Source organism: Pseudomonas sp. SMV7, assembly GCF_052041995.1.
GTDB lineage: Bacteria > Pseudomonadota > Gammaproteobacteria > Pseudomonadales > Pseudomonadaceae > Aquipseudomonas.
The window spans coordinates 89,304-102,106 of sequence record NZ_JBKGGT010000009.1 but is presented as its reverse complement, the minus strand read 5'-3'; the positions used below and the strand labels follow the sequence as shown (position 1 = coordinate 102,106).

Annotated in this window: 13 protein-coding genes and 1 tRNA gene; 6 read left to right on the top strand and 8 right to left on the bottom strand. The window is 61.9% G+C overall.

From position 1 onward, the window contains the following. Positions 1-2: 2 nt before the first annotated feature. A complete protein-coding gene (gene queA / locus ACLEJP_RS13300) occupies positions 3-1,052 on the bottom strand; it encodes a tRNA preQ1(34) S-adenosylmethionine ribosyltransferase-isomerase QueA (protein WP_440807028.1) in 1,050 nt (349 codons plus the stop codon). Positions 1,053-1,159: 107 nt separating this feature from the next. On the opposite strand from queA, the gene ACLEJP_RS13295 reads away from it, so the two are divergent. Beyond that, a tRNA-Leu gene (locus ACLEJP_RS13295) sits at positions 1,160-1,244 on the top strand. 93 nt (positions 1,245-1,337) lie between these two features. Here ACLEJP_RS13295 and ACLEJP_RS13290 read toward each other — a convergent pair. Beyond that, positions 1,338-2,243 carry a LysR family transcriptional regulator gene (locus tag ACLEJP_RS13290; protein ID WP_440807026.1) on the bottom strand — a complete coding sequence of 302 codons (906 nt, stop codon included), beginning with the start codon at positions 2,241-2,243 and terminating at the stop codon, positions 1,338-1,340. 107 nt (positions 2,244-2,350) lie between these two features. Here ACLEJP_RS13290 and ACLEJP_RS13285 point away from each other — a divergent pair, with 107 nt between their 5' ends. From ACLEJP_RS13285 to ACLEJP_RS13275, 3 genes are read left to right on the top strand one after another with little or no spacing between them, the layout of a single operon-like run. After that, positions 2,351-3,592: a D-amino acid dehydrogenase gene (locus ACLEJP_RS13285; protein WP_440807024.1), complete on the top strand. Its 1,242-nt coding sequence runs from the start codon at positions 2,351-2,353 to the stop codon at positions 3,590-3,592. 26 nt (positions 3,593-3,618) lie between these two features. Next, positions 3,619-3,969, top strand: a complete 351-nt coding sequence (locus tag ACLEJP_RS13280; protein WP_440807023.1) for a RidA family protein — start codon at positions 3,619-3,621, stop codon at positions 3,967-3,969. Between the two features lie 25 nt (positions 3,970-3,994). After that, complete coding sequence (locus ACLEJP_RS13275) at positions 3,995-4,897, top strand: transporter substrate-binding domain-containing protein (RefSeq protein WP_440807021.1); 903 nt, start codon at positions 3,995-3,997, stop codon at positions 4,895-4,897. A gap of 98 nt (positions 4,898-4,995) precedes the next feature. Here ACLEJP_RS13275 and alr read toward each other — a convergent pair whose 3' ends face one another. The 6 genes from alr to ACLEJP_RS13245 all read right to left on the bottom strand — a co-directional run bounded on the left by alr (position 4,996) and on the right by ACLEJP_RS13245 (position 10,970). Further along, positions 4,996-6,237 (bottom strand): alanine racemase, encoded by a 1,242-nt coding sequence (gene alr / locus ACLEJP_RS13270; protein WP_440807168.1) that lies wholly within the window; start codon positions 6,235-6,237, stop codon positions 4,996-4,998. Positions 6,238-6,469: 232 nt separating this feature from the next. Then, positions 6,470-7,897 (bottom strand): amidase, encoded by a 1,428-nt coding sequence (locus ACLEJP_RS13265; RefSeq protein ID WP_440807020.1) that lies wholly within the window; start codon positions 7,895-7,897, stop codon positions 6,470-6,472. 4 nt (positions 7,898-7,901) lie between these two features. Beyond that, positions 7,902-8,585, bottom strand: coding sequence for an amino acid ABC transporter permease (locus ACLEJP_RS13260; protein ID WP_440807019.1), 684 nt, complete (start codon positions 8,583-8,585; stop codon positions 7,902-7,904). Beyond that, complete coding sequence (locus tag ACLEJP_RS13255; RefSeq protein WP_440807017.1) at positions 8,582-9,238, bottom strand: amino acid ABC transporter permease; 657 nt, start codon at positions 9,236-9,238, stop codon at positions 8,582-8,584. The genes ACLEJP_RS13260 and ACLEJP_RS13255 overlap by 4 nt, the downstream gene beginning before the upstream one ends. Continuing rightward, entirely contained in the window at positions 9,238-10,026 is a 789-nt protein-coding gene (locus tag ACLEJP_RS13250) for an amino acid ABC transporter ATP-binding protein (protein WP_170028331.1), read from the bottom strand. Before ACLEJP_RS13250 ends, ACLEJP_RS13255 begins: the two co-directional genes overlap by 1 nt. A 71-nt stretch (positions 10,027-10,097) precedes the next feature. Then, the gene (locus tag ACLEJP_RS13245) at positions 10,098-10,970 is read right to left on the bottom strand and encodes a substrate-binding periplasmic protein (RefSeq protein ID WP_440807014.1); all 873 of its coding nucleotides are present in this window, start codon (positions 10,968-10,970) and stop codon (positions 10,098-10,100) included. A 98-nt stretch (positions 10,971-11,068) separates the two neighbouring features. Here ACLEJP_RS13245 and ACLEJP_RS13240 point away from each other — a divergent pair, with 98 nt between their 5' ends. Beyond that, on the top strand, positions 11,069-12,172 hold the full coding sequence (locus ACLEJP_RS13240) for a GlxA family transcriptional regulator (RefSeq protein WP_440807011.1): 1,104 nt from the start codon (positions 11,069-11,071) through the stop codon (positions 12,170-12,172). Positions 12,173-12,314: 142 nt separating this feature from the next. Continuing rightward, complete coding sequence (locus ACLEJP_RS13235) at positions 12,315-12,803, top strand: N-acetyltransferase family protein (protein ID WP_440807008.1); 489 nt, start codon at positions 12,315-12,317, stop codon at positions 12,801-12,803.

The following is a 12,803-nucleotide window of genomic DNA, read 5'->3' as shown; positions in this document are numbered from 1 at the left end:
ACTCATGCTTGATCCTCGGGCCCGCGTGGCGCCGGATTGCGGGTGATGAACATGGCATCACCGTAACTGAAGAAGCGGTACCCCTGTGCCACCGCCGCCGCATAGGCGGCCATGGTCTCGGGGTAGCCGGCAAAGGCCGAGACCAGCATCAGCAGCGTGGACTCCGGCAGGTGGAAGTTGGTGACCAGGGCGTCGACCACATGGAACGGCCGGCCCGGGTAGATGAAGATGTCGGTGTCGCCGCTGAAGGCCTTGAGCACGCCGTCGCGCGCCGCGCTTTCCAGCGAACGCACGCTGGTGGTGCCGACCGCGATCACCCGCCCGCCACGGGCGCGGCAGGCGTCGATGGCATCCACCACCTCCTGGCTCACTTCAAGCCACTCTTTATGCATGTGGTGGTCTTCGATCTTGTCGACCCGCACCGGCTGGAAGGTACCGGCGCCCACGTGCAGGGTGACGAAGGCGCGCTCGACGCCCTTGGCGGCGATCTGCTCCAGCAGTGCCTCGTCGAAATGCAGGCCCGCCGTCGGCGCGGCGACCGCGCCAGCGCGTTCGGCGTACACGGTCTGGTAGCGCTCGCGGTCGGCGCCCTCGTCCGGGCGGTCGATATAGGGCGGCAGCGGCATGTGGCCGACGCGGTCGAGCAGCGGCAGCACCTCTTCGCTGAAGCGCAGCTCGAACAGCGTGTCATGACGCGCGACCATTTCTGCCTCGCCACCGCCGTCGATGAGGATGACCGCGCCCTCCTTGGGCGCCTTGCTGGCACGCACGTGGGCCAGCACCCGGTGGCTGTCGAGCACGCGCTCGACCAGTACTTCCAGCTTGCCGCCGGAAGCCTTCTGGCCGAACAGGCGCGCCGGGATCACCCGGGTGTTGTTGAACACCATCAGGTCGCCCGGGCGCAGGTACTCGAGCAGGTCGGGGAATTGCCGGTGCGCCAGCGCACCGGTTGGCCCATCGAGCACCAGCAGACGGCTGCCATGGCGCTCGGCCAACGGGTGGCGGGCGATCAGGGAATCAGGGAGTTCGAAGGAAAAATCGGCGACGCGCATGATGATGTTCGGTTCGGCAGGGCCGGGAAGTTTAGCCCAATGTGTGAAAATTGACCATGAAAGCCGATTGACCGACCAGCGGAGCCTCTCTATACTGCGCGCCACAAGCCCTGATGGCGGAATTGGTAGACGCGGCGGATTCAAAATCCGTTTTCGAAAGGAGTGGGAGTTCGAGTCTCCCTCGGGGCACCATCACATAGTTCCAAGCGGTCCCTATCAGACCCGGAACACCAGAGAAACCGGCCACTGAGCCGGTTTTTTTGTGCCTGCCCGTTCCGTTTTCAGTCAGCGCCAACGGTCCAGTTGCCCCTGGGCACGGCTGCTGAAGATGGCCAGCAGCTCGCTCAAGGTATGCGGCGAGGGTTCGGCAGCGCGGGTCACGGCATACAAAGTGATCGGCAGCGCCGGTGCCAGCGGACGAATCGTGGTCGCCCCAGGCGCTGCGCCAAGCGCCGTGAACGGGTCGATGACCGCCAGCCCGGCGCCGGATTCGACCATCGCCCTGGCCAGCGAATAGGTCTGCACCGCGATGCTCACCCGCGGCGGCGGCTCGACTGCCTTGAGGTAGCTGTCGAGGCGGGCCGACAGCGGGTCGGCGCTGGACAGCCCGATCAAGGGCGCACCAGCCAAGGCCGTCAACGGCAGCGGTGTGCCTTCCTCCTCCAACGGCCAATAACCGGCCGGTGCCAACGCCACCAACACCCCGCTGGCCAGCGCCTGGGCCTTGAGCGCCGGGTGATCGGGCTGTTGCAGGGTCAGGGCGACATCGATCTCGCGCATCAGCAGGTTCTGCACCAGTTCGCGGCTGTGGGCGCTGGACAGCTCGCAGGCGATGTCCGGATAACGCTGGATCCACTCATGAATGGCCGGCGGCAGCAGTGACAGGGCCAGTGCCGGTGTGGCACCGATGCGCAGGCTGTGGCCCGGCTCGCGACGCAGGCTTTGTGCCAGGCGGCGCACCCCTTGCAGGCTCTCCGTGACCTTGTCGACTTCACGCTCCAGCTCCAGCGCCTCGGGAGTCGGCTGCAGTTTGCCGCGCACCCGCAAGAACAATGGGAAACCCAGTTGCTGCTCGGCATGCTGCAGCACCTTGGTCACGGCAGGCTGGGACACGTGCAGCAACTGCGCGGCACCGCTGACCGAGCCGGTCTGGCGGATGGCCTGGAAAATCTCGATATGACGAAGGCGCATGGCAAATCCATAACCTTTGTTTATGGCCCAGCGATCTTTATTCATTTTTCGCCACCTGTCACCTGGCCATAACCTCAGGCTCGTTCCAATAACGACCAAGGACTGACATGGCTCAGCAGGTATGCATCATCGGCGGTGGCGTCATTGGCCTGGCAACCGCTTACGCACTGGTACGCGACGGCTTCGACGTGACGCTGATCGAGGCACGCGATACGTTGGGCAGCGAAACCAGCTTCGCCAACGGCGGCCAACTGTCCTATCGCTACGTGGCGCCGCTGGCCGACGCCGGCGTGCCATTGCAGGCCATTGGCTGGATGCTGCGCGGCGACTCCCCGCTCAGGCTGCGACCGCGCTTCGATCCGGCACAGTGGCGCTGGATGGCCTCATTCCTCGGCGCTTGCCGCACCTCGGTCAATCGCGCCAACGCCGGCCACCTGTTGCGCCTGGCGCTGTTGAGCCAGTCGACCTTGCAAGCCTGGCGTGAGGAGGATGGCCTGGAGGGTTTCCACTGGCGGCGCAACGGCAAGCTGGTCACCTTCCGCCAGGCCGGCAGTTTCGAACATGCACGCAAAAGCCTGGCCGCGCCCCAGCAACAACAGGTGCTGTCGCACGCCGACTGCGCCCGTCTGGACCCTGCGCTGGCAGAGGCGCCCTTCGTCGGCGCCATCTATACCCCGGATGAAGAGGTAGGTGACTGCCATGCGTTCTGCCAGCAACTGGCGGCGCGCCTGCAGGCGTCGGGTCGTTGCCAGTTCCGCCTGGGCCAGGCCGTGTCGGGCATCCGCCATGCGCATGGCGTGGTAAATGCGGTCGAACTGGGCGATGAAGTGCTGCCGGTCGAGCAACTGGTTGTCGCCGCCGGCCATCGCAGTGCGTTGCTGGCACTGCCGGGTGTCGACCTGCCGCTGTATCCGCTCAAGGGTTACAGCCTGACAGTTCCGATCGGCGCCGGGCACCGGGCGCCGGACCTGAGCATCACCGATTACGACCGCAAGATCGTCTACGCGCGGATCGGCGAGCAGTTGCGGGTGGCGGCGATGGTCGACATCGTCGGCTTCGACCCATCGCTGGACCCCAAGCGCCTGGCCCTGCTCAAGCGCCAGGCCCGCGAGACCTTCGCCAACGCCGGCAACTATGACTACGCCATCGAATGGGCTGGCATGCGTCCGGCCACACCGAGCGGCGTGCCGTTGCTGGGCGCAACGGCGTATCGCAACCTGTGGCTGAACCTTGGCCATGGTGCGCTGGGCTTTACCCTGGCCTGCGCCAGCGCACGCCTGCTGAGTGAACTGATCGGCCAGCGCCGCCCCGCCATCGACCTGCAGGGTTTCACACCCCGCGCGGCGTGACTCCTACCCCCTTGAAGGACTACCCAATGACCATTGACCGTATCCAGCCCAATCCACGCCTGTCCGCCGCCGTGACCTACGGCAACCTGGTGTTTCTTTCCGGCCAGGTGCCGGGTGACGCCACCGATGCCGCTGGCCAGACCCGCCAGGTGCTGGAAAAAATCGACGCGCTGCTGGCCGAGGCGGGCAGCGACAAAGACCATTTGCTCAGCGCGACCATTTACCTGAAGGACATCGGCACGGATTTCGATGCGATGAATGAGGTCTGGTCTGCCTGGTTGACACCCGGGCAAGCCCCCAGCCGCACCACCTTGCAGGCCGAACTGGCACGCCCGCAGGTGCGGGTGGAAATATCGGTCATCGCGGCACGTCGCTGACCCCTTCCCACAACGGAGAACAACAATGCAAAAAATCACGTTGATCGGCTGCACCCTCGCCCTGTTGCTAGGCACCCAGGCCCATGCTGACGAAGCAGCGCTGGGGCCTACCCTGAGCAAGATCGCCAAAGCCAACAGCATCACCCTGGGTTATCGCGATGCGTCAGTGCCGTTTTCCTACGTGGGCGATCACACGGGCCAACCGATGGGCTATTCGGTAGACCTAGCGAGCAAGATCGTCGAGCGGGTGCGGCAGAAGCTGGCAATGCCCCAGCTCAAGGTGAAGTACAACCTGGTGACGTCGCAAACCCGTATTCCGCTGGTGCAGAACGGTACCGTCGACCTCGAGTGCGGCTCGACCGGCGTCACCGCAGAGCGGCAGAAGCAGGTGGCGTTTTCCTATGGGTTCATTTATGTCAAAGGCCAGTTGCTGACGGCCAAGGACAGCGGAATCAAGAGCTTCGCCGACTTGCGTGGCAAGAATGTGGTGACCACCGCCGGCACTACCAACGAGCGCTACCTGAAAAGCTACAACATCGAGCACAAGATGGACATGTACGTGATCAGCGCCAAGGACCATGGCGAAGCCTTCCAGATGTTGCAGTCCGGCCGGGCGGCAGCGTTCTACATGGACGATGCGCTGCTCTACGGCGAACGCGCCAAGGCGCGCGATCCGCACAACTGGGTGGTGGTCGGGGAAGAACAGTCGCGGGAAATCTACAGCTGCATGGTGCGCAAGGATGACCCGCAGTTCCTCGCGCTGGTGAACGCGTCGCTGGGCGAGCTGTACAGCTCCGGCGAAATCAACACGATCTACCAACGCTGGTTCGAACAGCCGATTCCGCCGAAAGGCTTGAACCTGGAGTTCCCCATGACCAGCGAACTCAAGGCCATCTTTGCCAAGCCGGTGAGTGATCCGGTGCAATAGGTTGAAGATCAGGGCGCGGCAGTGACCCGCATGCATCACTGCCAGAGGTCGCTACTGCGCAACGTTATTAGCGCAGTAGCGATTCGCGCTCTCGTGGCTTAATCGGATGTTTTATCCGTCACCAGCATTTGCGGATTGCTGCTTCCCCACACAGTAGCCAGGTCAACCAGCAGTGTTCCGCTGAGTGCTTCAATTTCACCTTGGCTGATCTCACGTTCACCCTGTTTGCCGAACAGCACAACTTGATCGCCAGCCGCCGCAGCCGGAATATCCGTCACGTCCACCATGACGGTATTCATGGAAACTTTCCCCACCACTGGCGCACGCTGTCCATTTACCAGAACAATGCCTTTATTGGTAAACGCGCGACGATAGCCATCCGAGAAACCCACTGGAATATTCGCCAGCCGTGAATCCCGACTCAGCGTCACGGTTCGGTCATACCCGACTGTATTTCCTTTCGGGTATTGGTTAACCGAAGCCACATAGGACTTGACCTGCATGACCGGTTTGTACTGGGCATGCGATGGTTGCATCATCCCATACAAGGCACCGCCGGCCCGCACCATGTCCAGATGCGACTCTGGCACTTCCAGCGTTGCATAGGAATTTGCTGCATGCAGGGTGATCTTGTTTCTGTCAATGCCGGCCGTCTTTATCAGCCAGGCCGTTTGTTCATTGAAGGCATCGAGCCCTTGGCGGACATCCTCCTTATCCTGCACCGCGAAGTGAGTCATGATGCCGACCAGTTGCAGAGGTGCCAGACGCGTGATCGCCAAGGCTTCCTGACGCCCCTTGTCAGTCCCCATTTCAAGGCCGTTACGGCTCATGCCGCCCGCGTTCAAAGCCAGGTGGACCTTCAGGCGCTTGCCGTGCTTTTCAGCAATAGCGGCCATTTCCCGTGCATAATCGAGGCCACTGACCAACTCTTCCATGTTGTACGGCAGTGCACCTTCCACCTCGGCCAACGTCGCTGTACGCACGCGTACAAGTTCGCCCTTGAACCCGCTTTCCCGTACGATTCGCGCCTCTTCATTGCTGGCAACACCCACGCAGGGCACCGCCATCTTCATGACCGACGGCATCAATAAAGCGACACCGTGACCATAGGCATCCGCCTTGAGAATGGCACACAGCTTCGCTTTATTCGTCAAGGTGCCCTGGAGCATACGGATATTGTTTTCAAACACCGCCTGGTTAACTTCTACCCAGGCGTTACTGGTTGCCACGGCTTGTTCAGACTGCGCATTATCCAGCGCAAGCAACGGCGCAGCCTGAACATACCCTTGCCCTATTATCATTGCCAAGGAAAGAGCAATAACAGTCCGTGTTAAAGGCATACAATACAACTCCTGGTACACAATACAGCTGATGAGGGCGGCGAAGCTTACAGCCATGTATTACCCTGCGCAAGCCACTAACAGAAGCAGAAAATGGCTTGACTTGACGTGCAGCAAGAAACACTACTGACACTGACAAAAAACTAAACACAGGGTCAAAAAACTTCGAAACGCCCGCAACTTTCAACACTGCCAGGGTGATACTCAGGGATATATCAGACCGTCACTTGGCTCATGCCACCGCTTTATCCGCCAACGCCCAACCCTCAGGCCGTAGCGTGTGCCAGTCGCTGACCTGCTGATAGGCATGGCCGATGCGCAGAACCAGCGCCTCGGCGAAGGCCGGCCCCACAATCTGCATCGAGACAGGCATACGCTTTTCATCGAAGCCGATGGGCAGCGCCACCGAGCACAGGTTCAACAGGTTGGCGAAGCGCCCCAGCAAGGCCAGCGGCGTGCCATATTCGTCGACCTCTTCCAGCGGCACACTGCCAATGGCGTTGGTCGGGAAAACGCAGGCGTCGATGTTGCTCATCGCCTCCTGCATGGCTTGCCGGGCGGCGCGGCGCTGCTGGTGCAACTGGATATAGGCCGCCGCGTCGATGGCGCGACCACTGAGTATGCGACGTTGGACATGGGGGTCGAAACGCAGGTCGTCGCGCTCGAACAAGCGCCCGAGGTTGGCGTAACCTTCGGCACTCATCAACCCGCCAGCGATGCGCATGCACTGCTCCAGCGACGTGGGCAGCGGTTGTTCGACCAATTGCATGCCCAACGCGGCCAACTGCTTGAGCCCCTGGTCGTATGCCTTCAGTACGCCGGGAGCGATATGCGCGCGCTCCGCCTGCGGCAACACCCAGATACGCAAACCGGCTACCGGCCGCTCGAGACCGGCAGCGGCGCTGAATACCGGCGCCCGGGCCGAAACCGGGTCCAGCGGGTCTGGCCCCGACAGGGCATCCAGCATCCACGCCGCGTCTTCAACGGTGTGGGTGATAGGCCCTACCGAATCCAGCGAAGGGCACAATTCGATCAAGCCATGGCGGCTGACCAGGCCACGCGTGGTCTTCAGCCCGACCAAGCCGCACATCCCCGCCGGAATCCGCACCGAACCGCCGGTATCGGTACCCAACGCCGCGCTCGCCAGGCCGCTGGCCACAGCCACTGCCGAACCACTGCTGGAACCACCCGGAGCGTGATGTACGTTACGGTCCCACGGGTTCCAGGGCGTGCCCATCACCGCATTGGTGCCCCAGCCACCGAAAGCGAATTCGACGGTGTGGGTCTTGCCAAGGATGATTGCACCGGCACGCTCCAGGCGTTGCACAGCAGTGGCGGTCAACCTGGAAACACGCGGTTCCTGCGCCAATGAGCCACCGGTGATGGCCTGGCCTTCGATCTCGAACAAGTCCTTGATCGCCAGCGGAATGCCATGCAACGGCCCCAGGTGGATGCCGGATGCACGCTGGCGATCTGCGGCAATGGCGGCGTTCAACGCACGCGAGGGATAGGCTTCGACATAGGCATTCAATTGCTCGTCGAAGCGCTCGATACGCGCCAGCTGCGCACGCACCAGCGCTTCGCTGGTCAGCGCGCCGGCCTGCAGCGCCTGCTGCAACTGGCCGATGCTGTGGAAAGTTACCTGATCCATGGTGTTCATAGGTTCAACCTCGCACGGTTTTACGGCCGCGTGAAACGTGCTTTTCAAGCACCCGCGACAGCAGTGAAAGAGGGAAGGCAATAACGAAATAGAACAGCCCCACCAGCAGGAACACATGCATTGGCAGGAAGGTTTCCGAAGCGATGGCCCGCGCTGCCAGCATCAACTCATCGGTGGCAATCAGGGCGCACAACGAGCTGTCCTTGAGAATCGACACGTAAGCGTTGAGCAGGGGCGGCAATATGACCCGAAACACTTGCGGCAGGATGACCGCGGTAAACGCTTTCAGCGGCGTCAGGCCGATGGCGATAGCGGCTTCGCGCTGGCCGCGATGCAGCGAATCCAGGCCACCACGGAGGATTTCCGCAACGTACGCGGCGCCCTGCAAGCCCAGGCCGATGGCTCCGGCCCAATAGCCGGACAAGGTCAACCCCAGGCTGGGCAGGGCGAAATACAGGGCCAGCAGCAACGCCAGAAGCGGTACTGCACGCATGCTCTGGATGAACAACGCGGCCAGGCGCTTGAGAATACCGTTGGGGCTTCGCAGCGCCCAGACCAACAACGCGCCCAGGACCAGCGCCAGGGCGAAGCCGATCAGCGACAGTTCGGCAGTGATCCGTGCACCGAGCAACAGGCGAGCGCTCCAGTCGCTCCAGTACTCCGGGTATTGCTGGAAGAAACCGATCATCGCGCACTCCCCAGATGACGTTCGAGGCGAATGAACCCGACACCGATCGGCAGGATCATCGCGGCATAGATGCACATCACCGCCAGATAGATCAGTGACGTCTGGAAGGTCGAGGTCACCAGATTGCGCGCCAGGAACATGATCTCCGGCACGGCGATGGCCGAGGCAATTGAAGTGTCCTTGATCAACTGCGTGACGTAGTTGGCGAACGCTGGCAAGGTCACGCGCAGGGCCTGGGGCAAGAGAATGCAGCGTAGAATCTGCATCCGGCTCAGGCCGACAGCCAACCCGGCTTCATGCTGGCCGACATGCAGCGACTGCAAGCCGCTACGGAAGATATCGGCCAGCACCGCACTGCCGACCAGGCTCAGGCCAACGATGGCGGCCAGCCACGCGGGCAGGTTGATGCCGAGGTAGGAGAGGCCGAAATAGATCAGGAACAGATGTGCCAGCGCTGGCACATTGCGCATCCACTCGATGAAGCAGCCGATCACGCCATGCAGCAGCCGTGACCGACTGAACGTCAGCATCACAGCCAATACCACGCCGCCGGCACTCGCCAGCAGCAAGGCACACAGCGCGATTTCCAGGGCGGTGAGCGCGCCTTTCAACAACAGGGGCAACAGCCCGAGAAACACCTCGAAGTTCGCCATCAAGCGCCCTCCATGGCCATGCGCCCAAGAAAACTGCGGGTACGCTCATGACGCGGGCTGTCGATTACCTGCGCCGAAGGCCCTTGCTCGACAATGTGGCCACCGTCCATGAAAATCACCCGGTCCGCCACGTCCCGGGCGAAGCGCACTTCATGGGTCACCATGATCATGGTGCGGCCCTCTTGCGCCAGCTCACGAATCACGGCCAGGACTTCCCCCACCAGCTCGGGGTCCAGTGCCGAGGTCGGCTCGTCGAACAGGATGACTTTGGGTTGCTGGGCCAACGCGCGGGCGATCGCCACCCGCTGTTGCTGGCCGCCTGACAACTGCTCGGGATAGACCTCGGCCTTGTGCCGCAGGTGGACCTTTTCCAGCATGGCATCAGCCAGCTCGTAGGCCTGCTTGCGCGGCATGCCCTGCGCCTTGATCGGCCCCAGTGCGACGTTGTCGCGCACGGTCAAATGTGGCCAGAGGTAGAACAGCTGGAACACCATCGCGATCTCGCGACGCTGCGGGGCCATTTCCCGGTCACTCATCAGGCGTATGCGCTTGCCGTCCTTGACCTGGCCGATCAACTCGTCGCCCAGCCAGATATCGCCCCGGGTGGGTTTTTCCAGGTAATTGATGCAGCGCAGGCAAGTGGACTTGCCCGACCCGCTGGGGCCGATCAACGACAGCGTTTCCCCGGCTTTCAACTCCAGGTTGATGCCCTTGAGCACCTCCAGATCACCATAACTCTTGTGCAGGTCATGCACGCGCAGCAACGCAGGTTCGGACGGGGTCGACATCTTGGTTAACCTCTTTATTGTTATAGGTATGGCGATGAACCGGCACGGGGCCGATTCATCCGCTCAAGCGCTCACTTGCAGCCAGGCAGTTGCCAGTCCGCCGGGCGGTCTACACCCACCCTCAGGTTGCTGCCTTGCGGCACATACCAGACATCCTGGGTCAGGCCGTAGCGGGCACCGATCTTGCGCATTTCACAGCTTTTCCAGAGGGTCTGGATCTGCTCGTTGACAGCGGCCACCAGCTGCGGGCTGGCCTCTTTGTTGAAGCCGTACACCACCTGCCCCAGGCCGGTCAGCAGGGGAAACTTCGGATCGTTGTCGGTGAACGCGTTGAAGCGCAGCTGCCATTGTGGGTTGCGGAAAATGGCGTACTGCATGACTGGAGGGTCGCCAATCACTGCATCGATGCGCCCGGCCAGCAGATCACGCACTGCAGCGTCGGAAGTGTCGTACAGCGCGACTTGCAACCCTTCGATCTTGCGCATCTCCGGGATGAACGAAAAACCCGTGATGGTGCCGACCTTCTTGCCCTGCAGATCCTTGAGGCTGCTCCAGTTGGTCTTGTCGGTCTGGGTGATGCCGTTCTTGAAATAGTGAATCGGGTCGCTCACGGTCATGATCTTCGCGCGTTGCGCGGTCCAGCCCATGGTGCCGGCCATGACATCCACGCGGTTGGCTTGTACCGAGGCGATGGTGCTGGCCCAGTCCATCAAGGCAGGTTTGACCTTCAACCCCAGCTTCTCGGAAATTTGTTGAAGGATTTCACCGTCGTAGCCGACCATCCGGCTGTCTTGATAACCGGTCCCTGGCATGTCCCCGGTGAAGGCGATAGTCAGGCTTCCCGGCTCTACCGTTTCCAGTGCGAATGCCGGTAACGAGGCCAGCATGGATACCAGCAAACCCGCGCAGATACTGGAAAAGCGTTGAACATTGGGCTTCTGCATCACGTGCTCCTTGATTGTTTTTCTATGAACAGCATGGTGTTGGGCAGGCGCTCATCGTATGGTGATCAGCGGCATAACTGGTTGGATGGTTTGCAGGAATGATTGAACATTTGCGACATTTCGGAGATGTGCTGCCCAACGCCTCCAGCGCAAGCCTCGTGGAAGCACTCGACAAGGGTCAGGCACGGCATCCGCCAAGCCGGCGCGGCACCACCGAGTTGTCTATCGGGATCGTGCTATGGCCGCGCTTCCCCTTGCTGTCTCTCTCGGGGCTGACCGATGCGTTGCGACATGCTGCCGACACCGGCGATCAGAGCCGCCCGATACGCTGCCGATGGAATGTTCTCGGTAGCCCTGGGCAAAGGGTCGTTTCCAGTTGCGGGCTGGATGTACCCATCGACAGTGAACTCAGCGACCCTCATCAATTCGACTACATCGTGGTGATTGGTGGGTTACTGGACTACCTGGAGACAGCGCCGAAGACTTATCCGGCATTCCTGCATCAGGCGGCTGCCGCTGGCGTACCATTGATCGGGCTGTGCACGGGCAGCTTCGTGCTCGCACGCCATGGCCTGATGGAGGGGCGTACCGCTTGCGTGCATGCCTACCATTGCGACGACTGGAAACGCCTGTTCCCCCGGTTGCGCTTTGTCAGCAACAGTGACTTCCTCATCGACAAGGATCGCATCACCTGTGCAGGGGGCATCTCGGTGATCGAGTTGGCCATCCATCTTGTCGGGCTGCATTGCGGCCCGGATCGGGCCGGCAAGGTGGTGCACCAGATGACCGTCGCGAAAAGCAGCTCTGGCAGTTTCGTCGACCGGCGCAAGGCGCTGGGCTACGCCAGCTCTTCGAACCGGCGCCTGCACGAAGCCGTGATGCTGATGGAAAAGCACATGACCGAGCCTTTGGCTATCGACGCCATCGCCAACCTGGTCGGGACCAGCAAACGCCAGCTGGAGCGGCTGTTCGTTGCTGAAACCAGTAGCACTCCGGCCCAGTTCTATCGCCAGGTTCGCCTCAGGTTTGGCCGCTGGCTGCTCATCAGCTCGGATCGACATATCGGCGAGATCGCTTTTGAATGCGGCTTTGCCGATGCGCCCCACTTCATTCGGCATTTCCAGAACCTGTTCGGCATGTCTCCCGGTAAGTTGCGCAAAGAGCTGCTGCGAAACGCCAACCCGAACCAAGCGGGGAAATAGTTTCGCAAACAGTGAGCATTGACCTGTCGTGGGGCAGAATGTGCCTTCGCGCGCCTAGCCGCCCACACCGATACTGCGCCAACCCTGTGGGAGCGGGCTTGCCCGCGAAGAGGCCCGATCAGCCAGCACACAAGGACTCGCCATGCACCTCACCCACCGCCCGGTACGGCCCGACGACATCCCTGCAATCTGCAGCTTCCCGCAAAGCCCGGCCGAATTGTTCTATATGTTCCCCAAAGCCACCTATCCCCTCACCCCCGCGCAATTGAGCGATGCCATCGCCCAACGCAGCGGTTCCACGGTGGTGGAAGGCAACGGCACGGTGCTGGCCTTCGCCAACTTCTACAAGGCCGAACACGGCGGCGTGTGCGCCCTGGGCAATGTGGTCGTGGCCCCCGCAGCACGCGGCCACGGCGTGGCGCGGTACCTGGTAACGGCCATGATCGAACTGGCCCGCCAACAGTTCGCAGCCCGGGAGGTGTGGGTGTCGTGCTTCAACCACAACACCGCGGGCCTGCTGCTTTATCCACAGCTGGGCTTCGTGCCGTTCGGTATCGAGGAGCGGCAGGCGTGGGATGGCTCGCGAGTGGCGTTGGTGCAGATGAAACAGCTGTTGACTCAGCCCGGCTGA